21 protein-coding genes are annotated in these 23,966 nt (G+C 70.8%); 17 read left to right on the top strand and 4 right to left on the bottom strand.

Annotation, left to right across the window (positions count from 1 at the left end; all coding sequences use genetic code 11):
- Positions 1–154: 154 nt before the first annotated feature.
- Positions 155–769, top strand: a complete 615-nt coding sequence (gene rplJ, locus ACXR8F_RS02395) for a 50S ribosomal protein L10 (protein ID WP_045191931.1) — start codon at positions 155–157, stop codon at positions 767–769.
- Positions 770–838: 69 nt separating this feature from the next.
- Positions 839–1,225 carry a 50S ribosomal protein L7/L12 gene (gene rplL / locus ACXR8F_RS02390; RefSeq protein WP_045191930.1) on the top strand — a complete coding sequence of 129 codons (387 nt, stop codon included), beginning with the start codon at positions 839–841 and terminating at the stop codon, positions 1,223–1,225.
- 239 nt (positions 1,226–1,464) lie between these two features.
- On the opposite strand, the gene ACXR8F_RS02385 is transcribed toward rplL, so the two are convergent.
- Positions 1,465–2,592 (bottom strand): pyridoxal-phosphate-dependent aminotransferase family protein, encoded by a 1,128-nt coding sequence (locus ACXR8F_RS02385; protein WP_458798577.1) that lies wholly within the window; start codon positions 2,590–2,592, stop codon positions 1,465–1,467.
- Positions 2,592–3,974 carry an FAD-binding oxidoreductase gene (locus ACXR8F_RS02380; RefSeq protein WP_458798830.1) on the bottom strand — a complete coding sequence of 461 codons (1,383 nt, stop codon included), beginning with the start codon at positions 3,972–3,974 and terminating at the stop codon, positions 2,592–2,594. Before ACXR8F_RS02380 ends, ACXR8F_RS02385 begins: the two co-directional genes overlap by 1 nt.
- 213 nt (positions 3,975–4,187) lie before the next feature.
- Here ACXR8F_RS02380 and ACXR8F_RS02375 point away from each other — a divergent pair, with 213 nt between their 5' ends.
- The gene (locus ACXR8F_RS02375) at positions 4,188–5,183 is read left to right on the top strand and encodes a hypothetical protein (protein ID WP_458798576.1); all 996 of its coding nucleotides are present in this window, start codon (positions 4,188–4,190) and stop codon (positions 5,181–5,183) included.
- A 2-nt stretch (positions 5,184–5,185) separates the two neighbouring features.
- Here ACXR8F_RS02375 and ACXR8F_RS02370 read toward each other — a convergent pair whose 3' ends face one another.
- Complete coding sequence (locus ACXR8F_RS02370) at positions 5,186–5,656, bottom strand: DUF4178 domain-containing protein (RefSeq protein ID WP_458798575.1); 471 nt, start codon at positions 5,654–5,656, stop codon at positions 5,186–5,188.
- A 147-nt stretch (positions 5,657–5,803) separates the two neighbouring features.
- On the opposite strand from ACXR8F_RS02370, the gene ACXR8F_RS02365 reads away from it, so the two are divergent.
- From ACXR8F_RS02365 to ACXR8F_RS02305, 13 genes are all read left to right on the top strand, one after another.
- Positions 5,804–6,841 carry an ABC transporter ATP-binding protein gene (locus ACXR8F_RS02365; protein ID WP_458798574.1) on the top strand — a complete coding sequence of 346 codons (1,038 nt, stop codon included), beginning with the start codon at positions 5,804–5,806 and terminating at the stop codon, positions 6,839–6,841.
- Position 6,842: 1 nt separating this feature from the next.
- A complete protein-coding gene (locus ACXR8F_RS02360) occupies positions 6,843–7,613 on the top strand; it encodes an MlaE family ABC transporter permease (RefSeq protein WP_458798573.1) in 771 nt (256 codons plus the stop codon).
- Between the two features lie 9 nt (positions 7,614–7,622).
- Complete coding sequence (locus tag ACXR8F_RS02355) at positions 7,623–8,501, top strand: MlaE family ABC transporter permease (protein ID WP_045191923.1); 879 nt, start codon at positions 7,623–7,625, stop codon at positions 8,499–8,501.
- Positions 8,498–9,868 (top strand): MCE family protein, encoded by a 1,371-nt coding sequence (locus ACXR8F_RS02350; protein WP_458798572.1) that lies wholly within the window; start codon positions 8,498–8,500, stop codon positions 9,866–9,868. Before ACXR8F_RS02355 ends, ACXR8F_RS02350 begins: the two co-directional genes overlap by 4 nt.
- The gene (locus ACXR8F_RS02345; protein WP_458798571.1) at positions 9,865–10,896 is read left to right on the top strand and encodes an MCE family protein; all 1,032 of its coding nucleotides are present in this window, start codon (positions 9,865–9,867) and stop codon (positions 10,894–10,896) included. The genes ACXR8F_RS02350 and ACXR8F_RS02345 overlap by 4 nt, the downstream gene beginning before the upstream one ends.
- Positions 10,893–11,924: an MCE family protein gene (locus tag ACXR8F_RS02340; RefSeq protein WP_458798570.1), complete on the top strand. Its 1,032-nt coding sequence runs from the start codon at positions 10,893–10,895 to the stop codon at positions 11,922–11,924. The genes ACXR8F_RS02345 and ACXR8F_RS02340 overlap by 4 nt, the downstream gene beginning before the upstream one ends.
- A complete protein-coding gene (locus tag ACXR8F_RS02335; RefSeq protein WP_458798569.1) occupies positions 11,924–13,138 on the top strand; it encodes an MCE family protein in 1,215 nt (404 codons plus the stop codon). The genes ACXR8F_RS02340 and ACXR8F_RS02335 overlap by 1 nt, the downstream gene beginning before the upstream one ends.
- Positions 13,135–14,355, top strand: a complete 1,221-nt coding sequence (locus tag ACXR8F_RS02330) for an MCE family protein (RefSeq protein ID WP_458798568.1) — start codon at positions 13,135–13,137, stop codon at positions 14,353–14,355. Before ACXR8F_RS02335 ends, ACXR8F_RS02330 begins: the two co-directional genes overlap by 4 nt.
- Positions 14,352–15,650, top strand: coding sequence for an MCE family protein (locus tag ACXR8F_RS02325; RefSeq protein ID WP_458798567.1), 1,299 nt, complete (start codon positions 14,352–14,354; stop codon positions 15,648–15,650). The genes ACXR8F_RS02330 and ACXR8F_RS02325 overlap by 4 nt, the downstream gene beginning before the upstream one ends.
- Positions 15,651–15,654: 4 nt before the next feature.
- Complete coding sequence (locus ACXR8F_RS02320; RefSeq protein ID WP_458798566.1) at positions 15,655–16,344, top strand: hypothetical protein; 690 nt, start codon at positions 15,655–15,657, stop codon at positions 16,342–16,344.
- A complete protein-coding gene (locus ACXR8F_RS02315) occupies positions 16,328–17,128 on the top strand; it encodes a hypothetical protein (protein WP_458798565.1) in 801 nt (266 codons plus the stop codon). Before ACXR8F_RS02320 ends, ACXR8F_RS02315 begins: the two co-directional genes overlap by 17 nt.
- Positions 17,129–17,263: 135 nt before the next feature.
- Positions 17,264–18,226, top strand: a complete 963-nt coding sequence (locus ACXR8F_RS02310) for a nitrilase-related carbon-nitrogen hydrolase (RefSeq protein ID WP_458798564.1) — start codon at positions 17,264–17,266, stop codon at positions 18,224–18,226.
- A gap of 92 nt (positions 18,227–18,318) precedes the next feature.
- Positions 18,319–19,329 (top strand): agmatine deiminase family protein, encoded by a 1,011-nt coding sequence (locus ACXR8F_RS02305; RefSeq protein ID WP_458798829.1) that lies wholly within the window; start codon positions 18,319–18,321, stop codon positions 19,327–19,329.
- Between the two features lie 81 nt (positions 19,330–19,410).
- Here ACXR8F_RS02305 and ACXR8F_RS02300 read toward each other — a convergent pair whose 3' ends face one another.
- On the bottom strand, positions 19,411–19,989 hold the full coding sequence (locus tag ACXR8F_RS02300) for a DUF4282 domain-containing protein (RefSeq protein WP_458798563.1): 579 nt from the start codon (positions 19,987–19,989) through the stop codon (positions 19,411–19,413).
- A 477-nt stretch (positions 19,990–20,466) separates the two neighbouring features.
- Here ACXR8F_RS02300 and rpoB point away from each other — a divergent pair, with 477 nt between their 5' ends.
- The gene (gene rpoB, locus ACXR8F_RS02295; RefSeq protein WP_045191915.1) at positions 20,467–23,949 is read left to right on the top strand and encodes a DNA-directed RNA polymerase subunit beta; all 3,483 of its coding nucleotides are present in this window, start codon (positions 20,467–20,469) and stop codon (positions 23,947–23,949) included.
- The last annotated feature ends 17 nt before the right edge of the window (positions 23,950–23,966 follow it).

Genomic DNA, 23,966 nt, shown 5'->3' with positions numbered 1-23,966 from the left:
CCGCACGATGCGGGCAGCCAGCGCAGGACACTCAGCCTCACGGCATACGTCGAGTATGCCGCTTCGAGCCCCGAGCGCCCTGCGCCGGGGCTCTTCTCGTGCAGGCCCTCCGGGCCCCTTCGCCGGCGTCACCACGCAAGGGAAGGAGGCCCAGATGGCGAACGCCGAGAAGAGCGCAGCCATTGCCGAGATCGCGGACAAGTTCCGCGAGTCCGGTGCGGCCGTTCTCACCGAGTACCGCGGCCTGACCGTGAAGCAGCTCTCCGAGCTGCGCAACTCGATCCGAGAGCACGCCACCTACGCCGTGGTCAAGAACACGCTCACGGAGCTCGCCGCGAAGGAGGCCGGGATCTCGGCCTTCGACGGCCACCTCCAGGGCCCGTCGGCCATCGCCTTCGTCACCGGTGACCCGGTCGAGGCGGCCAAGGGTCTGCGTGACTTCGCCAAGGCACACCCCCTCCTCGTGATCAAGGCCGGCGTCCTCGACGGCAAGGCCTTGTCCCCCGAGGAGATCACGAAGCTCGCGGACCTCGAGTCCCGCGAGGTTCTGCTGGCCAAGCTTGCGGGTGCCATGAAGGGCTCCCTCAACAAGGCCGCCTACCTCTTCGTCGCTCCTCTGTCGCAGACGGCCCGCGTGGTCGACGCCCTGCGCCAGAAGGTCGAGGCGCAGGGTCCCGCCACGCCGGCTGCCGCCGACGAGGCTCCCGCCACGGAGGCTCCGGCCGCCGAGGCAACCACCGACGTCGCCGAGGGTGGCGACGAGAGCTGATCGCGCACCTGCGCACCAGCTCGATTCAACAACACGCCACTCACGGCAATATCTAGGAAGGAAGCCACCATGGCGAAGCTCAGCACCGACGAGCTCCTTGACGCTTTCAAGGAGATGACCCTCATCGAGCTCTCCGAGTTCGTGAAGCAGTTCGAGGAGACCTTCGAGGTCACCGCTGCTGCCCCCGTTGCCGCCGCCCCCGCGGCTGCCGGTGGCGGCGCTGCCGCCGTCGAGGAGGAGGAGAAGGACTCGTTCGACGTCGTTCTCACCGCCGCCGGCGACAAGAAGATCCAGGTCATCAAGGAGGTCCGCGCGCTCACGAGCCTCGGCCTCAAGGAGGCCAAGGACCTCGTCGACGGCGCCCCCAAGCCCGTTCTCGAGGGTGTCGACAAGGCTGCGGCCGAGAAGGCCAAGGAGCAGCTCGAGGGCGCCGGCGCCACCGTCGAGCTCAAGTGATCTGACCCGGCCCGGCCGGGATCACTGCTCTACCGCGAAGGCGGGTCCGACCACTGGTCGGGCCCGCCTTTCGCTTGCTCTGCCGCGGGCGTCGGCTGGCTGGGCGCGGGCCGTGGCGGCGCTCGCGGCGTGGAGCGTCGGCGGCCGTCCCAGCCCACCCGTTCCTTGCGTATGCCCGGTGGCCGCCGCCGATGCCGCGCCCACCGCCGCGCCCTGCTCCCCACGTGGCGGCCCCGCGGTCAGGCGGTGTGGGTCAGGGCGTCCATGAGTGCGGCGAGGACGAGGGCGACACGGTCGGGGCGGGCGTTGTGGCCCATGAGACCGATGCGCCAGACCGTGGAGGCGAACTCGCCGACGCCGGCTCCGATCTCGAGGTTGTGCCGCTCGAGCAGGTAGCCGCGAACGGCCGCCGAGTCGACCCCGTCGGGCACCCGCACCGTCGTCAGCTCCGGCAGGCGTGAGCCCTCCTGCGCGAACAGCTCGAGACCCATCTCCTCGAGACCGTCCTGCAGGAGACGGCCGGCCTCGGCGTGACGGTCCCACACCTCCTCGAGCCCCTCGTCGGCGACGCGGCGCAGCCCGGCGTGCAGGCTCGCGACCATCGCCGTCGGGGCGGTGTGGTGGTAGGTGCGCTTGCCCGCGCCGGAGGCCTCTCCGACGTAGCCGCCGAGCAGCCCGAGGTCGAGGTACCACGACGACGGCTTCTCGACGCGGCGCTCGAACGCGCGGTCGCTGATCGTGAAGGGGGCGAGGCCGGGGGCGACGCCGAGGCACTTCTGGGTGCCGGCGTAGCCGATGTCGACGCCCCAGTCGTCAGCGCGCAGCTCGATGCCGCCGATGCTCGTCACGGCGTCGACGAGGAGCAGGGCGTCGCCCTTGACCGCGCCGAGCGCGGCGATGTCGGAGCGGACGCCGGTCGAGGTCTCGGCGTGCACGGCGGCGATGATCTTCGGCGACGGGTGGGCGGCGGCGACGCGCTCGGCGTCGACGGGGGTACCCCACGCGTGGTCGACCCGGACGACCTCGGCGCCGTGCCGACCGGCCACGTCGACCATGCGCTCACCGAAGAGCCCGTTGACGGCGACGACGACGACGTCGCCGGGGGAGACGGTGTTGACGAAGGCGGCCTCCATGCCGGCCGAGCCCGTGGCCGAGAGCGGGAGCGTACGACGGTTGTCGGTGCCCCAGACGTACCTGAGCAGGTCGCACGTCTCGTCCATCACCGCGAGGAAGTCGGGGTCGAGGTGGCCGAGCAGGGGCGCCGCGAGCGCGAGGGTGGCCTCGGGGTAGGGGTTGCAGGGGCCCGGCCCGAAGAGGTGGCGCTCGGCGACGGGGCGGGGCGAGGTGGTGGGGGGCCTGGTCGTCATCAGAATGCGGCTCCGGGGTTGAGGATGCCCTGCGGGTCGAGGGCGTTCTTGATGCGGTGGGTGAGGGCCATGACGTCAGGGCCGAGCTGCTCGGGCAGGGCCGCGCGCTTGAGGCGGCCGACCCCGTGCTCGCCGGTGATCGTGCCGCCGAGGCTGATCGCGAGGCTCATCACCTCGGAGAAGGCCAGGGCCGCCCGATCCTTGGCGTCGGGGTCGGCCGGCGGGTGCACGACGATCGGGTGCGTGTTGCCGTCGCCGGCGTGGGCGACGACCGGGATCTCGACCTCGCGCCGTCTTGCGATCGCCGCGATGCCGGTAAGCAGCTCGGGCAGGCGGGGCACGGGCACGCCGACGTCCTCGAGCATGATGGCGCCGCGCCGCTCGATGGCGACGATCGCCGACCGGCGTGCGGCGACGAACATCTCGCCCTCGTCGGCGTCGGTCGTGGTGAAGCACTCGCGGGCGCCGCCGGCGGAGCAGATGCGCTCCATCTCGGCAATCTCCTCACCGCGCGCCGCACCCGGCGCATCGGACTGCGCGAGCAGCATCGCACCGGCGCTGCGGTCGAGGCCCATGCTGCGGTGGTCCTCGACGGCGTTGATCGAGGCCTGGTCCATGAGCTCCATCATCGAGGCCCGCATGCTGGCGCCGATGGCGACGACGACGCGTGCGGCCGCCTCGACGTCGTCGAAGGTGGCGACGAGCGTGGCGGGTGGTGCCTGCGCGGGGACGAGCCGCAGGGTCGCGCGGGTCACGACGCCCAGGGTGCCCTCGCTCCCCACGAAGAGCTTGACGAGCGAGAGGCCGGCGCTGTCCTTGACCCGCTGGCCGCCCAGCCGCACGAGCGTTCCGTCAGCGAGCACGACGTCCAGGCCGAGCACGTAGTCTGTGGTGACGCCGTACTTCACGCAGCACAGGCCACCCGCGTTCGTCGCGACGTTGCCGCCGATCGAGCAGATCTCGAAGGAGGACGGGTCGGGTGGGTACCACAGGCCGTGCTGCGCCGCAGCCCGCTTGACCTCGGCGTTGAGGGCCCCCGGCTCGACGACGGCCGTCCGCGTCGTCGGGTCGATCTCGACGGCGCGCATCCGCTCGAGGCTCAGCACGATGCAGCCGTCGACGGCGTTGGCGCCACCCGACAGGCCGCTGCCCGCGCCGCGGGGCACCACGGGTATGCCGTGTGCGCCGGCCCAGCGCACCGTCGCCTGCACGTCGGCCGCCGATGTGGCCCGCACCACCGCGAGCGGTGTGCCTGCCCCGGCGTCGGCCGTGTAGTCGAAGCGGTAGGCGGCGGTGCTGTCGGGCTCGGTCAGCAGCGCGCCCGGAGCCAGCGTCGCGGCGAGGTCGTCGAGGGCGGGCAGGTCGGGAGCGTCCTTGCTCACTGTCGTCACCCACCCACCGTAACCACGAGCGGGCCGCCCGGGCCGCAGTGGATCGGGCCGGCCATGCGCACCCGGAGGCGCGCGCAGTCCCTGTCCTCCACCAGCGGCAGGTCAGGCACGACCGGCCCCTCGCCACCTTGACGCATCGACACCCCGGATGCGCCGCACCGACGCCCGCAGGATTCTGCTGCGCTGCCGGGTAGGTTTGCCCGCATGGGATGGCTGTCGCGCACGTTCAGGTCTGGCGATGACACCTCGGCGTCCGCGCCGGCTGCGCCGCGGGAGCACCCCGATTCCGCTGCCGGCCAGTCGGGTCCGCCCGTCCCCCTCGCGCCCCACCCCGTGCCTGACGGCCCGGCCGCCGGCGCCGGGGCCGGGGCCGCTCCGACGCCCGACCCGGTGCCGGCACCGGCACCCAACCGGTCCTCCACGGCGGCCGGCCGCTACGGCCCGCTGGTGAGCGTCACCCACTTCGACACGGCTCCGCCCGAGCTCGAGTGGCAGCTGCCCCTCAACGGCGAGCTCTACCGGCTCATGCCCGGCTCCGACCGACCCGACTACTCGCTCTTCGTGCTCGAGAGGCCCGTGCACTTCTACCCGGGCGACGGCTTCGACGTAGGACGGGTCGAGCCGGAGCAGCGGGTCGAGGACCGCAAGGGCCGGCCCATGGTGCGGGTCCACGCGATGCTGCTCTGCGCCCGCTTCGTCGGGCAGCAGCTGCACCCGGGCATGAAGGACCTCGCGGTCAACCTCGCGTACGTCATCGACAACTCGCTCGCGCGCGACGCCGAGGTCGACTTCGGCAAGATCGAGTTCGCGGCCGTCGGTTTCCTCAGCGAAGGACACTCCACCCGGCCCGGCGACGCCGCCACACGGCATACGGCGACGGGTGCGAGCGACGACAGGGGCGTCGGCGCCGTGCTCGACGAGGTCGGGGCCGTGCTCCGCCAGGGCATCGAGGCCCAGCGCGGCACGTCCGTGCAGCGCCTGACCGCAGCCCTGACCCTCGACGCCGACCACCGCCTGACCGGCCTGTCCGGCAACGCGGACGGCCAGGCCCCGGTGCCCACTCCCGACACCTTCACCCGGCTGGCCGACGTGCTGGCGCGCCTAGGCCACCAGGGCGGCACGGGTGGGCCGGGCGTCGCGGCGTTCACGGTGCGCGTCGAGGGCGACACGGTGAGCCACGAGGTGACCGCCACCCGCTGACGTCAGGCGCGGGCGGCCTCGTGGTAGCCGCGCACCTGTGCGGGGTCGACGAGCCGGCCGACGCTGATCTCCCAGACCGAGCCGTCGAAGCTCTCGAAGACGAGCAGCAGGTCGTCGCCGTGGGTGAACTCGACGAAGTCGCACGTCCCGCGTGTGCCGGTGCCGGTGTCGCCCTCGGCGGTGTAGGTCAGCGAGCCGGACTCGAGGAGGGTCCAGTGGCGGCCGTCGAGCGTCATCCCGGCGAGGTCGGGGTCGCCGAAGAGGTCGCCACGCAGGCGCCAGTGGATGATCGAGGTGGCACCGCGCGGTCGCAGAGACACCCACTCGCGGGGCCCGGACGCGGTGATGCAGTGCTCGCCCCAGACGATGCCGTCGAGGTCGAAGCGCAGGCTGCCGACGACGCGGTGGCGCGTGCCCTCGACCTCGAGCACGGCGCCGGGACCCACCTGCGACTCGCGCAGCTCCGCTCGCATGCACCCCTCCTCCGTGACGGTGCACACAGGGTAACCACCGCCGACGCGCCGCAGGGGCAAACCGAACTCGCGCGTAACTTCCGCCCGCCCCCCTCGTTTCCCCCGTAGCCGAGTCGAGACGGCAAGAGAGATATAGGTGGATGCCACATGGGTGTGGAGATCGCGGTCACCGGGCTGACCAAGACCTTCGGGTCGCAGACGATCTGGCGGGACGTGACCCTCACGCTTCCCGCGGGTGAGATCTCGGTCATGCTGGGCCCCTCGGGCACCGGCAAGTCCGTCTTCCTCAAGACGCTCGTCGGGCTGCTCAAGCCCGACACAGGCTCGATCGTCATCAACGGCCGCGACCTGACGCGGCTGCGCGAGCACGACCTCTACGAGGTGCGCAAGCTCTTCGGAGTGCTCTTCCAGGACGGCGCGCTCTTCGGGTCGATGAACCTCTACGACAACATCGCGTTCCCCCTCCGCGAGCACACGAAGAAGACCGAGGCGGAGATCAAGCGGATCGTCGGCGAGAAGATCGACCTGGTCGGCCTGCAGGGCGCCGAGGGCAAGCTGCCCGGCGAGATCTCCGGCGGCATGCGCAAGCGCGCGGGCCTCGCCCGGGCCCTGGTGCTCGACCCCGAGATCATCCTCTTCGACGAGCCCGACTCGGGCCTCGACCCGGTGCGCACCGCGTACCTCAACCAGCTCATCGTCGACCTCAACGCGCAGATCGAGGCGACCTTCCTCATCGTCACGCACGACATCAACACCGCCCGCACGGTGCCCGACAACATCGGGCTGCTCTACCACCGGCACCTGGCGATGTTCGGCCCGCGCGAGATGCTGCTCAGCTCCGAGGAGCCGGTCGTGCGCCAGTTCCTCAACGCCCAGCGCGTCGGGCCCATCGGCATGTCCGAGGAGAAGGACGCCGACGAGCTGGCGGCCGAGTCCGGCCAGGAGCTGCCGCCCCTGCCGCCGATCGCGCTCCAGCTGCCGACGAGCGACGGCTCCGTGCGGCGCACGGCGCGCCCCGCGGGTGAGTGGTGCCGCCAGAACGGCGTCACCCCGCCGCCCGGGTCGTTCGAGACCTCGACCGTCGCCGCCGGCGCCATCGCGTCGCCGTCGCCGTCGCCGTCGCCGGCTGCCGCCACCCCGGGCCCGTATGCCGGCTCGCCCGCGTTCGCGGGGGAGGTGGGCTGACGTGGCCGCACCCCTCACCGGCGCGCTGCGCCAGTCGGGCTCGCTCTTCGCGCTCGCGCTCGACGTGTTCCGGGCGCTGCCCAAGCGCCCGTTCCAGGTCAAGGAGTTCATCCAGCAGGCGTGGTTCATCGCGAGCGTCACGATCCTGCCGACCGCGCTCGTGTCGATCCCGTTCGGTGCGGTCATCGCGCTGCAGCTCGGCACCCTGACCCGTCAGCTCGGCGCGCAGTCCTACACCGGCGCCGCGAGCGTGCTCGCGGTGCTGCGCGAGGCCAGCCCGATCGTCACCGCCTTGCTGATCGCCGGGGCCGGCGGCTCGGCCATCTGCGCCGACCTCGGCTCGCGCAAGATCCGCGAGGAGATCGACGCGATGGAGGTGCTCGGCATCAGCCCGATCCAGCGCCTCGTCGTGCCGCGCGTGCTCGCCTCGATGCTCGTCGCGGTGCTGCTCAACGGCCTCGTGTCGGTCGTCGGCGTCGTCGGCGGCTACGTCTTCAACGTCATCGTCCAGGGCGGCACGCCCGGCGCGTACATCGCGAGCTTCACCGCGTTGGCCCAGCTGCCCGACCTCTGGACCGCCGAGATCAAGGCGCTCGTCTTCGGGGCGATCGCGGCGGTGGTCGCGGCCTACAAGGGCCTGGGCGCCGGAGGTGGCCCGAAGGGGGTCGGCGACGCTGTCAACCAGAGCGTCGTCATCACCTTCATGCTCCTGTTCGTCGTCAACTTCGTCATCACGGCCGTGTACTTCCAGGTCGTCCCGCAGAAGATCTGAGAACCGACCATGGCGACCAAGACCCGGACCCGTCCCTCGCGCGCGCAGGGCTCGCAGAGCGCGGAGCGCCTGCTCCAGCTGGCCGGCGGCCCCTCCCGCGCGCTCGACTCGCTCGGCGAGCAGATGCGCTTCTACGTGCGCTCCCTCGCGTGGAGCGGGCGCACGCTGCGCCGCTACAAGAAGGAGGTCGTGCGCCTCCTCGCCGAGGTGTCGCTCGGCACCGGCGCGCTGTCGGTCATCGGCGGCACCGTCGGCGTCATCGCCTTCCTCGCCTTCTTCACCGGCACCGAGGTCGGCCTCCAGGGCTACTCCTCGCTCGACCAGCTCGGCACGGGCGCCTTCACCGGCTTCTTCTCGGCCTACCTCAACACCCGAGAGATCGCGCCGCTCGTCGCGGGCCTGGCGCTCGCCGCCACGGTCGGCTGCGGCTTCACGGCCCAGCTCGGCGCGATGCGCATCTCCGAGGAGGTCGACGCGCTCGAGGTGATGGGCATCCCGTCGCTGCCGTTCCTCGTCACCACCCGCATGATCGCCGGCTTCATCGCCGTGATCCCGCTCTACGTGCTCGGGCTGCTCAGCTCGTACGCGGCGACGCGGTTCATCTCCACCGCCTACTTCGGGCAGTCCGAGGGCACCTACGACCACTACTTCCACCTGTTCCTGCCACCGGGCGACGTCTTCTGGTCGTTCGCCAAGGTCATGGTGTTCGCGGTCGTGATCATCCTCATCCACTGCTACTACGGCTACACCGCATCGGGCGGCCCGGCCGGCGTGGGGGTCGCGGTCGGCACCGCGGTGCGCACCTCGATCGTCGCCATCAACATCGTCGACTTCTTCCTGTCGCTCGCCATCTGGGGCGCGACCACGAGTGTTCGGATCGCCGGATGAGTGCCACCAAGACCGCCGCGCCCGACGACGTCAGCACCGACTCGACGCCGGGCCCCATCACCCAGCACACGCGAAAGCGACTGGGGCAGAAGGGCTACGGCCTGGTGTTCCTCGTGGTGCTGGCCCTGCTGCTCGGACTCAGCATCGCGTCGTTCCAGAAGCGGTTCACGCCCGTCGTCATGGTGACGCTCGAGACGAACCGCCTCGGCAGCCAGATGCAGGAGAGCTCGGACGTCAAGCTGCGCGGCCTGCTCGTCGGCGAGGTGCGCACGGTCGAGGCGACGCCCACCGGTGCCCGCCTCCAGCTGGCGCTGCAGCCCGACGACGTGGCGAAGATCCCCTCCAACGTCACCGCCCGGCTGCTGCCCAAGACGCTCTTCGGCGAGCGCTACGTCGACCTCGTCACGGCGGGTCCGAGCCAGCGGTCGATCCGGGCCGGCGACGTCATCCCGCAGGACCGCAGCAAGGTCGCCATCGAGCTCGAGACCGTCTTCGACAATCTCTACCCCCTGCTGCGCACGGTGCAGCCCGCCAAGCTGGCGACGACGCTGAACGCCCTGTCGACGACGCTCGACGGTCGCGGCGACCAGATCGGCCGCAACTTCGTGCTCGTCGACCGCTACCTCAAGGCGCTCAACCCCAGCATGCCGACGATCCAGAAGGACATCTCCCTGCTCGCCGACACCGCAGACCTCTACAACGGGGTCGCCCCCGACTTCTTCCGCCTGACCGAGTCGCTGCGCGTCACGAACCGCACCATCGTCGAGAAGGACCAGCAGCTGGCCGCCTTCCTCGTCGGCACCGCTGGCTTCGCCAACCAGGCGGCCGGGTTCCTCCGCGACAACGAGGAGCGCATCATCCAGGTCGGGCAGGTGAGCCGGCCGACGCTCGCCGTCCTCGCCGAGTACTCGCCGATCTACCCCTGCGTCGCCTCGGGCATGGTCAACTGGCTGCCGCGGGCCAACCAGGCGTTCTCGGGAGGCACCTTCCACATCACGCTCGAGGTCGTGAAGCCGCGCAAGGCCTACCAGCCCGGGGAGGAGCCCAGCTGGGGCGACAAGCGCGGGCCGCGCTGCTACGGGCTGCCGAGCCCCGACGGGTCGCAGTCGAACCCCTTCGCCGGCAACCACTTCGACGACGGCACGAAGCCGGCGAGCGAGGCCTTCTCCGGCGTGCCGCAGGCCCTGCTGGGCGACGCCTCGGCCGACTCGGGAACGGCGGGCACGGTCGACGAGCAGCGCGTCGTGAGTGCGCTCTTCGCCGGCGACGGCCGCCACGGCAGCGGCGGCACCCCTGACGGTTCGGACGGCATACGCACGCTGCTCGCCGGACCGATGATGCGCGGAACGGTGGTGAGCACCCGATGAAGGTCAAAGGCTCCCTCGTCAAGCTCATCCTCTTCGCGGCCGTCACCCTGTTCGCGACCAGCATCCTCGCCCTGACGATCGCCAACATCCAGCTCGGCTCGAAGGCGACCTACACGGCCCTCGTCAGCGACGCCACCGGCGTCATCGCGGGCCAGGACGTCCGCATCGCCGGCGTACGCGTGGGGGAGGTGACCGACGTGCGGGTCGCGCCCGGCGCCGGCTCCGACCACGCGAACGCAGCGATCGAGTTCTCGGTGCTCAAGAGCTCGGTGCTCACCCAGGGCACCGAGGTGACGGTCAAGTACCGCAACCTCGTCGGCCAGCGCTACCTCGCGCTGACGCAGGGCGCCGGCAACCCGGCCGCGCTCACTGACGGTGCGACGATCCCGCTCTCCCGGACCCACCCGGCACTGGACCTCACCGTCCTCTTCAACGGCTTCAAGCCGCTGTTCGCGGCGCTCTCGCCGAGCGACGTCAACGAGCTCTCGGGCCTGCTCATCCAGACCCTCCAGGGCGAGGGCGGCGACATCAACAGCCTGCTCGCCAAGACCGCGAGCCTCACCTCGACGATCGCCGACCGCGACGCCGTCATCGGCCGCACCATCGACAACCTCAACACGGTGCTGGGCACGGTCGACGCCCACGACCAGCAGCTGCTCTCGCTCATCGACCAGCTGCAGCGCTTCACCAGCGGGCTCGCGGCCGACCGCGAGACGATCGGTCGCTCGCTGTCGGGCATCAACACGCTCTCCGCCGAAACGGCCGACCTTCTGGTGTCGACGCGGCCGCTCATCAAGGACGACGTCGCCCAGCTGCGCACGCTCGCCACGACGCTCAACAAGCCGGCCAACGTCAAGCAGTTCGAGGACTTCATCTCGAGCGCGACGCAGCGCATCACGACCCTGACGCGCACGGCCACCTACGGCTCGTGGTTCAACTTCTACCTGTGCCGGTTCGACACCAAGAGCCCCCTGCTGCCCGGTGTCTCGCCCACCTACTCCGTCGCGTCCGCGAGGTGCAACTCATGAGCACGCCCTTCCGCGAGCGCAACCCCGTGCCGATCGGCGCCGCCGGTCTGGCGATCCTCGGGCTGCTGCTCTTCCTCGCGTTCAACGCCTCGAACCTGCCCTTCATCGGCGGCGGCACCTCGTACAGTGCGGCCTTCACCGAGGCGGGCGGCATCCGGCCCGACGACGACGTGCGCATCGCGGGCGTCAAGGTCGGCAAGGTCACCGGGGTCGACCTGGAAGACGGCCACGTCCGCGTCGACTTCACCGTCACCGAGGACGCCTCCTTCGGCACCCGCACCGGGGCCTCCATCCGGATGAAGACGATCCTCGGGGAGAAGTACGTCGCGCTCGACCCCAAGGGCGACGGGCAGCTCGACGCCGACAGCCAGATCCCGGTGTCGCGCACGGTCAGCTCCTACGACGTCATCAACGCCTTCCAGGACCTCACGACCACGACCGAGCGCATCGACACCGGCCAGCTGGCCCAGTCGCTGTCGGTCATCGCGACCGAGTTCAAGGACAGCCCGCAGTACGTCCGCTCCACGCTCGACGGGCTGTCGCGCCTGTCCCGCACCGTCGCGAGCCGCGACGCCGAGCTCGGGTCGCTGCTGCAGCGCGCCAACAGCGTCACCGGTCTCGTGCGCAGCCGCAACCAGCAGGTCGGCACGCTCATCAAGGATGCCGACCTGCTCATGGTCGAGCTGGTGAAGCGTCGCGACGACATCCGCACGCTGTTCCGCAACACGTCGGCGCTCGCCACGCAGCTGACCGGCCTGGCCCGCGACAACAGGGCCCAGCTGAAGCCCGCGCTCGCCGAGCTCGACAAGACCCTCGCGCTGCTCCAGAAGCACGACACCGACCTCCAGAAGACGATCCGCGCCATGGCACCCTTCACCCGCGTCTACGCCAACACCCTCGGCACCGGCCGCTGGTTCGACACCTGGGTGTCCAACCTCGTCGTGCCGGTCGGCAGCCCCGGCCTCGCACTGCCCGGCACGCAGCTGCCCGACCTGCTCCTGCCGGGCCTCACGGGAGGTGCTCGCTGATGGTCACCGAGACCCGCAGCCGTATGCCGTTCGGCCGGTTCCACGGGCCTGCGACCGTGCTCGGCAAGGTCGTCACCGGCCTCGTGGTCGTCGCCCTCGTCGCGGCCGCGTTCCTCTTCTGGCCGCGGCAGCAGCAGACGACCGTCAGCGCCGACTTCACCCGGGCCGTCGGGCTCTACCCCGGCTCCGACGTACGCATCCTCGGCGTCAGGGTCGGCCAGGTCGACGCGGTGGTGCCCGAGGGCGACCACGTGCACGTCACGTTCAGCTACGACGAGAAGTACCGCGTGCCCGCGACGGCGAAGGCCGCCATCGTGGCCCCGTCGCTCGTCTCCGACCGCTACGTCCAGCTGCTCCCCGTCTACGAGGCCGGCCCGGCGCTCGCCGCGGGCACGCGCATCCCGGTCTCGCGCACGGCTGTCCCGGTCGAGCTCGACCGGGTGTCGCAGAGCCTCGACGACCTCATGGTCGCGCTCGGTCCCGACGGCGCCAACAAGGACGGCGCCCTCAACCAGCTGCTCCAGACCTCCGCCGCGAACCTCGACGGCAACGGCGACAAGCTGAACTCGACGGTGCGCGACCTGTCGACGGCCCTGTCGACCCTCTCGGGCAGCCGCGACGACCTCTTCGGAACGGTGAAGAACCTCCAGTCCTTCACCTCGATGCTCGCCACGAACAACGCGCAGGTGCGTCGGCTCAACAGCGACCTCGCCACCGTGGCGGTGCAGCTGAGCGAGGAGCGCGAGAACCTCAAGGCGACGCTCAGCAGCCTGGGGGTCGCGGTCGACGAGGTGTCCGGGTTCGTGTCCGACAACCGGTCCCTGCTCAAGAGCAACCTCGACCGTGCCGTCACCGTGACGGGCGCGTTCGCGAAGAACCGCCAGGCCCTGGCCCAGGTGCTCGAGAACGCCCCGGTGGCCCTGTCGAACCTGCAGAACGCCTACCACCCCGAGACGGGCACGCTCGACACGCGGAACAACGCCAAGGGCTTCGACGACCCGCTCCTGCTCGTCTGCTCGATCCTCACCGGACCCACCAACACCGGCAACACGCGCCTGTGCGACTCGTTGAAGAAGGCCGTGGTGCCCAAGCTGCCCCAGCTCCCCTCGCTGCCGAACGGCGCTGCGCTGCAAGGCAGCCCGCAGCCCGGCGGGCTGGTCAACCTGCGCGGTGCCGACCCGACCCTCGGCGGACTCCTCGGAGGTTCCCGATGACGTATGCCGTCCGCTCCCGCTCACGTGCCGCGCTAGCCGCGGTGGTGCTCGGCGCCCTGGCCCTCGGTGGCTGCAGCGCCTACGACCTGCCGCTCCCGGGCGGCGCCGGCACCGGCGACAACTCGTACACGGTCTCGGCCGAGTTCGCCGACGTTCTCGACCTCGTGCCGCAGTCGTCCGTCAAGGTCAACCAGGTGACGGTCGGCTCGGTCGAGGACATCCAGGTCACCGGGTGGACCGCGACGGTCCGCCTCCGCCTGCCCGCGACCGTGGTGCTGCCCGACAACGCCACGGCGGAGCTGAAGCAGACCTCCCTGCTCGGCGAGAAGTACGTCGCGCTCGCCGCCCCCACCGACGCGAAGCCGCAGGGCCGTCTCGGCGAGGGTGACCGCATCCCGCTGGCCCGCACGAGCCGCAACCCCGAGGTCGAGGAGGTCCTCGGCGCGATGTCGCTGCTGCTCAACGGTGGCGGCGTGGCGCAGCTGAAGACCATCGAGGTCGAGCTGAACAACGCGCTGCGCGGTCGCACCGGCGACGTCAAGGACCTCGTCGGCCAGCTGAACACGTTCGTCGGCGGGCTCGACGCCCAGAAGGGCGAGATCGTCCGCGCCATCGACAGCATCGACCGGCTCTCCGGCACCCTGGCCAAGAACCAGGAGAAGATCGCCAAGGCCCTCGACGAGCTGCCGAAGGGTCTCAAGATCCTCGCCGACCAGCGCCGCCAGCTCACCGCGATGCTCACGGCCCTGCGCGACCTCGGCGAGGTCGGCACCCGCGTCATCCGCGGGTCGCGAGCCGACCTCGAGGCCAACCTGCGGGCCGTCAGCCCGATCCTGCGCCAGCTCAACAAGGCCGGAGACGACCTGCCCAAGAGCTTCCAGCTGCTGCTGACCTATCCGTTCCCCAACAACGCCCAGAACACCATCAAGGGTGACTTCACCAACCTCTGGGCCACCCTCGACACCAACGTCGACACGATCGCCGGCAACCTCGGGGTCGGCAGGCTGCCCAACCTGCCCGCCGTCCCGGGCGTGCCGCTGCCGTCGGTGCCGCTGCCGTCGGTGCCGCGCCCGAGCATCCCGGTGCCGTCCGCGCCCGGACTGCCCACCGGCATACCCACGACTCTGCCCGGTGGCCTGCTCGGTGCGCCGCAGGGCAGCGCCCAGGCCGACCAGGCCTCGTGGTCTGCCCTCTTCCCCACGGGAGGCTCCCGATGATCACCCGCACCGTGCGGCTCCAGCTCGCCGCGTTCGCCCTGCTCTCGGTGGTCCTCGTCGCCGTCCTCTCCGCGAACTACGTCGGGCTGACCGACAAGATCGCCGGCGGCAGCTACGTCGTGTCCGCCGACCTGGCCCAGTCGGGCGGCATCTTCGTCGGGGCAGAGGTCACCTACCGCGGCGTCACGGTCGGCAAGGTCGAGACGATGCGTCTCTCGGGTGACGGTGTCGTCGTCGACGCACGGCTCGACCGCGGCACCGAGGTGCCGAAGGATGCGAGGGCCGTCGTCGAGAACCGTTCCGCGGTGGGGGAGCAGTATCTCGACCTGCAGCCGCGCACGTCGAGCGCGCCCTACCTCGCGGCCGGCGACGTGATCCCACGCGACCGCACGGCGTTCCCCATCCGCATCGACCAGCTGCTCCAGCACGTCGACAACACCGTCGCATCCGTGCCCAAGGACGCGCTCGTCACCACCGTCGACGAGCTGGCCGAGGCCTTCAAGGGCGGCGGCGCCGACCTGCAGCGGCTCATCGACTCGGGCAACGCCCTGACCGCGGCCGCCTCCGAGGCCCTGCCCGAGACGACGAAGCTCATCGACGACGGACGCATCGTCCTCGACACCCAGGTGAAGTCGGGCAAGGACATCCGCACCAGCGTCTCCGGCTTCGCCGACGTGGCCGACGCCCTGCGTCAGGCCGATCCCGACCTGCGCGTCGTGCTCGACCGTGGCGCCGTCGCCGCCAAGGAGCTCGACGCGCTCATCGCCGAGAACAAGCAGAGCCTCGCGGCGCTCATCGCCAACTTCATCACGGTCGGCAACGTGACCACGGCGCGCCTCGACGGCATCGAGCAGCTCCTCGTCACCTACCCCGACGTCGTCAACGGCGGCTTCACCGTCGTGCCGGGCGACGGCACCGCCCACTTCGGGCTCGTGCTCAACGCCGACGACCCCAAGGCGTGCACGGCGGGCTACGAGGGCACGAAGAAGGTCGACCCGCACCGCACCGCCGGTCTGCCGCCGGTCAACCTCGATGCGCACTGCGCCGCCTCGCGGGGTTCCGGCGTCAACGTGCGAGGGGCGCAGAACGCGCCCAAACCCTCCCGTTCCGGGCAGGGCGGCCAGAGCTACCCGATGGCGTTCGGTCCCACTCCCGTGACTCTGGGCAACCCGGCCGTGACCTCGGGCAGCCCTGCGTCGTTGTCAGTCCAGTCGCCGGTCGTCCCGGCCGGTGGCGACGCACGGACCGACAACGGCACGAGCTGGCTCTGGATGATGCAGGAGGCGCTCCGCTGAGCCGGTGACGGAAGGAATCCCCTCGATGACGATGGCCCCCACCCGCTCGACCTCCCCTGCGGAGACCGAGCTCCCCAACCGGTCACCCCAACCCGACGGCCCGGCTGCCGGCGACACCCGCGGCTCCAGCGACACCGTGGCCGAGCGCGACACCGCCGCTCCCGGCCGCGACGACGCGCCACGTGCGGGCCTCAGGGGTGTCCGCACGTGGCGACCCACCTCACGACTGCTCTGGGCACTCGCGGCGGTGCTGCTCCTCGCGGCGGTGGCCGTGGCGGCGACGCTCGGCCGCTCGGCCTGGCAGGCCCAGCGCGCCGCGGACGCCCGCGACACGGCGCTCGCGGCGGGCCGCCAGATCGCGGTCAACTTCGTGACGATGAACGCCTCGACGTTCGACGCCGACACCAAGCGTGTCCTCGCCGACTCCACGGGCTCGTTCCAGAAGGAGTACAGCGCGACGTTGGCCCAGCTGAAGCCGGTCGTGACAGCCAACAAGACCGTCTCGACCGTCGAGCGGGCCGAGGCCTCGCTCGTCTCGGGCGACGCCGACTCGGCCAAGGTCATCGTCGGCGTGGTCGCGCCCACGACCAACGCCTCGACCCCCAAGGCCGAGAAGAAGACCTACCGGCTCCGGCTCGACCTCGTGAAGGTCGGCGACTCGTGGAAGGTGAGCTCCCTTGACTTCGTCAGCTGACCCCCGACGCCCTGCCGCAGCAGCCGCAGGCTCGCGTCGTCGTGTCGCCGGTGCCCGACGGCGCGGCCGCGACACCGCGACCGGCACCCTCGTGCTCGACCGACCCACCGACCTCGAGCCCGACACCGATCTCGAGGCCGACACCGCTGAGGCCGACACCGACGTCGAGCGCGACGCCCAGCTCGCCCGTGGCACCGACCTCGTCGAGACCGACGACGCGTCGGCTCACGCCACGGTCGCCGCTGACGCGATCGCCGACCCTGCCGCGAACGCCGACCCTGCCGACCGGCGCACCCGTCGCGGCCCGCTGTGGGCGTCTGCCATCGGCGCCGCAGTGGCTCTCGCCCTGCTCGTCACCGCACTGGTCTACGGCCTGCGGCCGACCGTGTCCGACGGCGACCGCACGGCAGCGGTCAGCTCGGCCCGCACCACCCTCGAGAGCCTGCTCAGCTACAGCGGCTCGACGTTCGACAAGCACGTCGGCGAGGTGTCCCCGCAGCTGACGGCACCCTTCAAGGACCAGTTCACCAAGGTCGCCGCCAGCGACATCAAGCCCATGGCCGTCAAGAACGAGGCGACCGTGCAGGCCAAGGTCTACGAGGCCGGCGTCATGGACACCACGGGCGACGGCGGCGAGGGCACCACGGTGCGCGTCATGGCCTTCGTCAACCAGGCCACGACCACCAAGGCGCAGCAGGCCCCGGCGATCGACCAGAACCGGGTCATCGCCACGATGCGGAAGGTCGGCGACCGCTGGCTCGTGAGCGAGCTCTCTGCGTTCTGACCGTCAGCTCCAGGCCGGCTCCCGACCAGGGGGAACCTGGGGGAAGGTCCCGGGCGTCGACCCCGACGTCCGGGACCGAGGCGCCACCTCGGCGCGGGTCGGAGCGACTCCCGGCGCTGCGGCATACTGCCTGCTGTGAAGCTGATCCAGGCCGATGGCGTCCCTGTGTCCCTTGCCCGCGTCGACCAGCCGGAGGCCGCCCCCGTGCGGGTGGGCGTCGTCCAGCACGAGTGGGTCGACGACCCCGGAGCGCTCGTCGCGACCCTGCGTGACGGCATCCGCGCCGCCGCCGAGGCGGGCGCCACCATCGTCTTCCTGCCCGAGCTGACCCTGTCGCGCTACCCGGCCGACACCCTGCCCGAGGGCACACCCTCCGCCATCGCCGAGGACCTCGAGTCGGGGCCCACCGTCACCTTCGCGCGCGACGCGGCCCGCGACTTCGGCGTCCACGTCCACGCCTCCCTGTACGAGCGCGCCGACGCCGGTGACGGGCTCGGTTTCAACACCGCCGTGGTCGTCGCCCCGAGCGGCGAGCTGGTCGCCCGCACCCGCAAGACGCACATCCCGGTGACGGCCGGCTACTACGAGGACAAGTACTTCCGCCCCGGTCCCCCCGAAGACGCGTATCCCGTTGTGTCCCTGCAGGACCCGTCGGTGCGGCTCGGCCTGCCGACGTGTTGGGACGAGTGGTTCCCCGAGGTCGCACGGCTCTACTCCCTCGGCGGCGCCGAGGTGCTCTGCTACCCGACGGCCATCGGGTCCGAGCCCGACCACCCCGAGTTCGACACGCAGCCGCTGTGGCAGCAGGTCATCGTCGGCAACGGCATCGCGAACGGCCTCTTCATGGTCGTCCCCAACCGCTTCGGCACCGAAGGCCTCATCACCTTCTACGGCAGCTCGTTCATCTCCGACCCGTACGGCCGCATCCTCGTGCAGGCCCCGCGCGACGAGGCGGCAGTGCTGGTCGCCGACCTCGACCTCGCCCAGCGTCGTGACTGGCTCGAGCTGTTCCCGTTCCTCGAGACCCGCCGACCCGACTCTTATGCCGCCCTGACCGCCCCCGTGCGCACCGAGCACCGTCGCGAGGTGGCCCGGTGACCGACGCCGTCGAGGCCTCGGCGTCGGGGTCGGCACCGGTGTCGGGGTCGGTGTCAGGCGAGGTGGCAGGCGCCACGGCGCCGGGCTGGCGCATGCCCTCCGAGACCGCCCCCCACGACTGCACGTGGATGGCGTGGCCGAGCCAGGGCTACACGCTCGGTGACACGGCGGAAGAGGCGACGAAGGCGCGGCGCACGTGGGCCGCGGTCGCCAACGCCGTCGCCGAGTTCGAGCCGGTGCGCATGGTCGTCGTGCCCGACGACCTCGCCGTGGCGCGCGAGCACCTGAACCCCGACGTCGAGCTGGTCCCGGCCGAGCTCGACGACGCGTGGATGCGCGACATCGGCCCCACCTTCGTGCATTCGGCCGACGGTTCCCGGCTCGGGGCGGTCGACTGGGTGTTCAACGGCTGGGGTGCGCAGTCCTGGGCCCGCTGGGAGCACGACGCGCGCGTCGGCTCGTTCGTCGCCGGCCTGAGCGGCGCCGAGGTGGTCGGCTCGACCCTGGTCAACGAGGGCGGCGGCATCCACGTCGACGGCCTCGGCACCGTGCTGCTCACCGAGACCGTGCAGCTCGACCCGGGCCGCAACCCCGGCCTGACCCGTGCCGACGTCGAGGCCGAGCTCGCCCGCACCATCGGCGCCACGGCCTGCATCTGGCTGCCCCGCGGCCTGACCCGCGACTACGACGAGTTCGGCACCCGCGGCCACGTCGACATCGTCGCGGCGATCCCGAGCCCGGGCGTCGTCCTGCTCCACGAGCAGCAGGACGAGAGTCACCCCGACCACGCCGTCTCGCGCGAGCTGCGGGCCCTGCTCGAGGACGCCCGAGACGCCCGGGGCGAGCGCTTCGAGGTGGTCGGGGTGCCGGCGCCGCGCACCCTCGCCGACGACGAGGGGCCCGTGGACTGGAGCTACCTCAACCACCTCGTCGTCAACGACGGCGTCATCGCGTGCACGTTCGGCGACCCGCAGGACGAGGCGTCGCTGGCGGTGCTCGCCGAGGCCTACCCGGGCCGGCGGGTCGTCGGTGTCGACGCCCGCCCGCTCTTCGACCGCGGCGGCGGCATCCACTGCATCACCCAGCAACAGCCGTCACTCTGACGTCGAGTGCTCACTTCCGGACGTCCCTGCCCGAGGCGACGGCCCCCGGGAGGGCCCGGAAGTGAGCACTCGACGGGACGCTCAGGCCTGGGGGAGGCGTTTGTGGATGTCCTCGCTCATGCGCACGACCGACAGGTAGAACTCGAGCGTCATGCGGATCACCGCGAGGTAGATGACCAGGAAGATCGGTCCGAGGACGAGCACCGACAGGCCGCTGCCGAAGCCGCGCAGGAAGCTCGCGAAGAGCAGCACCAGCCAGGTGGCCACGAGCGCCACGGTCGCGAGCAGGTAGACGAACCGCACGAGGATCGGCGTCACGAAGTTGGTGAAGCTGAAGTCGAACAGGGCGCTGAAGAACCCGGCGCCCTCGCGGGCCGAGTTGGGCAGGCTCGACATCCCGGACGGCCCGGACGGCCCGGACGGCCCGGACGGCCCGGACGGGCCGGACGGGCCGGTCTGGCCGGTCGAGTAGTCGGTCGGGGCGCTCGAGTAGTCGGAGGGCGGGGGAGGGGGCGGCGGGGTGCTGCCGCTGCCGGTTGGGGACGTCTCGGGCTGGCCGGGCTGGCCGGGCTGGCCGGGCTGGCCGGACGGCAGCGGCGTGGTCGGGTCGCCGGCGGGGCGGTTGAAGGACGGCTGCTCGGGCGGGTTCTGGTCGGACAAGGCTTCCCTCTCGGAGGTGGCGTCTACGGAACTGGCTGCCCCGCCCATGCTAGGTGCCGACCGTGCTGCAGCAGGGGCCGCGACGCGCCTCCGAGACGCCTCCGAGGCGGCTCCGAGGCGCCTACGACGCGCCTACGACGTGGGAGGGTCTTGACGTCAGGGCCTCGCCGGGCCATATTCGTCGCGTTCGCATCGCGAGCTCCCGGTCCGGGAGGCGTAGCAGGTCACGCCGAGGGCGTCCGGTCGTTCGAGACCGGACCGTACCTCGGCCGACGATCTCCGCCTCTTGACCCGGCTGGACACTCCTGCCCTTCGACGGTAGGCTAAGCCTTTGCGCTGCCCATGCCCACCTTTCGCGACCTCGGTCAGGCCATTCACCATGCCACACGGCATCCGGCCCGACCATCGGACCCGCGAGCGGAGCCATGCGGCAACGCGGATCTGAAGATTCGAAAAAGGCCCGTGGAAGGACCCTCCTTGGCTGCCTCGCGTACTGCGACGAACATGTCCACCGCACAGACCCCTTCGGGGCGTCTGTCCTTCGCGAAGATTCGCGAACCACTCGAGGTCCCCGACCTCCTGGCGCTTCAGACGGAGAGCTTCGACTGGCTGCTCGGCAACGAGCGCTGGCAGGCTCGCGTCGCCGCGGCCAAGGCCGAGGGGCGCACCGACGTCCCGGACCGGTCCGGGCTCGAGGAGATCTTCGAGGAGATCTCCCCGATCGAGGACTTCAGCGGCTCGATGTCGCTGTCGTTCCGCGACCACCGCTTCGAGGAGACCCGCAAGACGATCGAGTCGTGCAAGGAGCGCGACCAGACGTACGACGCACCCCTCTTCGTCACCGCCGAGTTCATGAACGCCCAGACGGGCGAGATCAAGAGCCAGACGGTGTTCATGGGTGACTTCCCGCTCATGACCGAGCGCGGCACCTTCATCATCAACGGCACCGAGCGTGTCGTCGTCTCGCAGCTCGTCCGCAGCCCGGGCGTCTACTTCGAGCGCACCCCCGACAAGACGTCCGACAAGGACATCTACACGGCGAAGATCATCCCGAGCCGTGGTGCCTGGCTCGAGTTCGAGATCGACAAGCGCGACATGGTCGGCGTCCGCGTCGACCGCAAGCGCAAGCAGTCCGTCACGGTGCTGCTCAAGGCCCTCGGCTGGACCGAGGCGCAGATCCTCGAGGAGTTCGGCGAGTTCGAGTCGATGCGCCTCACCCTGGAGAAGGACCACACCCAGGGCCAGGACGACGCGCTGCTCGACATCTACCGCAAGCTGCGCCCGGGCGAGCCGCCGACGAAGGAGGCCGCGCAGACGCTGCTCGACAACCTCTACTTCAACGGCAAGCGCTACGACCTCGCCAAGGTCGGCCGCTACAAGGTCAACAAGAAGCTCGGCCTCGACGGCTCGATCAACGACTCGACGCTGTCGATCGACGACATCGTCAAGACGATCAAGTTCATCGTCACGCTGCACGACGGCCAGGACTCGATGAAGGGCGTCAAGAACGGCGAGGAGATCGACGTCCGCGTCGAGGTCGACGACATCGACCACTTCGGCAACCGTCGCCTGCGCTCCGTCGGCGAGCTCATCCAGAACCAGGTCCGCACCGGCCTGTCCCGCATGGAGCGCGTCGTCCGCGAGCGCATGACCACGCAGGACGTCGAGGCGATCACCCCGCAGACCCTGATCAACATCCGCCCCGTGGTGGCGTCGATCAAGGAGTTCTTCGGCACCTCGCAGCTCTCGCAGTTCATGGACCAGAACAACCCGCTCGCGGGTCTGACGCACAAGCGTCGCCTCTCCGCGCTCGGCCCGGGTGGTATCTCCCGCGACCGTGCCCAGATGGAGGTCCGTGACGTCCACCCGTCGCACTACGGCCGCATGTGCCCGATCGAGACGCCGGAAGGCCCGAACATCGGCCTCATCGGCTCGCTCGCGTCCTACGGTCGCATCAACGCGTTCGGCTTCATCGAGACGCCGTACCGCAAGGTCGTCGACGGCCACGTCACCGACGACGTCGACTACCTGTCGGCCGACGAGGAGGACCGCTTCGTCGTCGCCCAGGCCAACGCGCCGCTCGACAAGCAGAACAACTTCACCGAGGACCGCGTGCTCGTGCGCACCAAGGGTGGAGAGGTCGAGCTCGTCCCCGGCGACGAGGTCGACTACATGGACGTCTCGCCGCGCCAGATGGTGTCGGCCGCGACCGCGATGATCCCGTTCCTCGAGCACGACGACGCCAACCGTGCCCTCATGGGCGCCAACATGCAGCGTCAGGCCGTCCCGCTCGTCAAGAGCGAGGCGCCGATCGTCGGCACCGGCATGGAGTTCCGCGCCGCCCTCGACTCGGGCGACGTCGTCCGCGCCGAGAAGGCCGGTGTCGTGCAGGAGGTGTCGGCTGACCTGGTCACCGTCGCCAACGACGACGGCACCTACCAGACCTACCGCATCGCCAAGTTCGCGCGCTCCAACCAGGGCACGAGCTACAACCAGGTCGTCGTCGTCAACGAGGGCGACCGTCTCGAGGCCGGCGGCGTCATCGCCGACGGTCCCGCGACCGACGGTGGCGAGATGGCGCTCGGGCGCAACCTGCTCGTGGCGTTCATGTCGTGGGAGGGCCACAACTACGAGGACGCGATCATCCTCAGCCAGCGTCTCGTCCAGGACGACGTCCTCTCCTCGATCCACATCGAGGAGCACGAGGTCGACGCCCGCGACACGAAGCTCGGCCCCGAGGAGATCACCCGGGACATCCCGAACGTCTCCGAGGAGGTCCTCGCCGACCTCGACGAGCGCGGCATCATCCGCGTCGGCGCCGAGGTGCGCGACGGCGACCTGCTCGTCGGCAAGGTCACGCCCAAGGGTGAGACCGAGCTGACCCCGGAGGAGCGCCTGCTGCGCGCCATCTTCGGTGAGAAGGCGCGCGAGGTCCGCGACACGAGCCTCAAGGTGCCCCACGGCGAGACCGGCACGGTCATCGGCGTCAAGGAGTTCCGCGCCGACATGGGCGACGACCTGCCGCCCGGCGTCAACCAGCTCGTGCGCGTCTACGTGGCCAACAAGCGCAAGATCACCGACGGTGACAAGCTCGCCGGCCGCCACGGCAACAAGGGCGTCATCTCGAAGATCCTCCCGGTCGAGGACATGCCGTTCCTCGAGGACGGCACGCCGGTCGACGTCGTGCTCAACCCGCACGGTGTTCCGCGTCGTATGAACCTCGGCCAGATCCTCGAGCTGCACCTCGGCTGGGCCGCCTCGCGCGGCTGGAAGATCGAGGGCAGCCCGGAGTGGGCCAAGGAGATCGCGCCCGACGCGCACGAGGCCCCCGCGGGCACGCGCGTGGCGACGCCGGTCTTCGACGGTGCGTCCGAGGACGTCGTCACCGGTCTGCTCGACTCGACGCTCAAGACGCGCGACGGGGTCCGCCTCATCGACGCGTCGGGCAAGACGCGCCTCTTCGACGGCCGCTCCGGCGAGCCGTTCCCCGAGCCCGTCGCGGTCGGCTACATGTACATCCTCAAGCTGCACCACCTCGTCGACGACAAGATCCACGCTCGCTCGACGGGCCCCTACTCGATGATCACCCAGCAGCCGCTCGGCGGTAAGGCCCAGTTCGGTGGCCAGCGCTTCGGTGAGATGGAGGTCTGGGCCCTCGAGGCGTACGGCGCCGCCTACACGCTCCAGGAGCTGCTGACGATCAAGTCCGACGACGTCCCCGGCCGCGTGAAGGTCTACGAGGCGATCGTCAAGGGCGAGAACATCCCCGACTCGGGCATCCCGGAGTCCTTCAAGGTCCTCCTCAAGGAGATGCAGTCGCTGTGTCTCAACGTCGAGGTCCTGAGCTCCGACGGCACGACGATCGAGATGAAGGAGTCCGACGAGGAGGTCTTCCGCGCGGCGGAGGAGCTCGGCATCGACCTGAGCCGGCGCGAGCCGTCCAGCGTCGAAGAGGTCTGAGAAAGGCCACCACACGA

This window comes from Terrabacter sp. AAH1 (genome assembly GCF_054456855.1).
The sequence above is the reverse complement of the archived record's forward strand: the minus strand, read 5'-3'. Positions and strand labels throughout refer to the sequence as shown.

Excerpts from the sequence above, each read along its gene's own strand:
- ACXR8F_RS02345 (WP_458798571.1), top strand. The coding sequence starts at position 9,865 with ATGAAGGTCAAAGGCTCCCTCGTCAAGCTCATCCTCTTCGCGGCCGTC.
- ACXR8F_RS02365 (WP_458798574.1), top strand. The coding sequence starts at position 5,804 with ATGGGTGTGGAGATCGCGGTCACCGGGCTGACCAAGACCTTCGGGTCG.
- ACXR8F_RS02330 (WP_458798568.1), top strand. The coding sequence starts at position 13,135 with ATGACGTATGCCGTCCGCTCCCGCTCACGTGCCGCGCTAGCCGCGGTG.
- ACXR8F_RS02375 (WP_458798576.1), top strand. The coding sequence starts at position 4,188 with ATGGGATGGCTGTCGCGCACGTTCAGGTCTGGCGATGACACCTCGGCG.
- ACXR8F_RS02385 (WP_458798577.1), bottom strand. The coding sequence starts at position 2,592 with ATGACGACCAGGCCCCCCACCACCTCGCCCCGCCCCGTCGCCGAGCGC.
- ACXR8F_RS02340 (WP_458798570.1), top strand. The coding sequence starts at position 10,893 with ATGAGCACGCCCTTCCGCGAGCGCAACCCCGTGCCGATCGGCGCCGCC.
- ACXR8F_RS02305 (WP_458798829.1), top strand. The coding sequence starts at position 18,319 with ATGCCCTCCGAGACCGCCCCCCACGACTGCACGTGGATGGCGTGGCCG.
- ACXR8F_RS02325 (WP_458798567.1), top strand. The coding sequence starts at position 14,352 with ATGATCACCCGCACCGTGCGGCTCCAGCTCGCCGCGTTCGCCCTGCTC.
- ACXR8F_RS02370 (WP_458798575.1), bottom strand. The coding sequence starts at position 5,656 with ATGCGAGCGGAGCTGCGCGAGTCGCAGGTGGGTCCCGGCGCCGTGCTC.
- ACXR8F_RS02350 (WP_458798572.1), top strand. The coding sequence starts at position 8,498 with ATGAGTGCCACCAAGACCGCCGCGCCCGACGACGTCAGCACCGACTCG.
- rplL (WP_045191930.1), top strand. The coding sequence starts at position 839 with ATGGCGAAGCTCAGCACCGACGAGCTCCTTGACGCTTTCAAGGAGATG.
- rplJ (WP_045191931.1), top strand. The coding sequence starts at position 155 with ATGGCGAACGCCGAGAAGAGCGCAGCCATTGCCGAGATCGCGGACAAG.
- ACXR8F_RS02335 (WP_458798569.1), top strand. The coding sequence starts at position 11,924 with ATGGTCACCGAGACCCGCAGCCGTATGCCGTTCGGCCGGTTCCACGGG.
- ACXR8F_RS02355 (WP_045191923.1), top strand. The coding sequence starts at position 7,623 with ATGGCGACCAAGACCCGGACCCGTCCCTCGCGCGCGCAGGGCTCGCAG.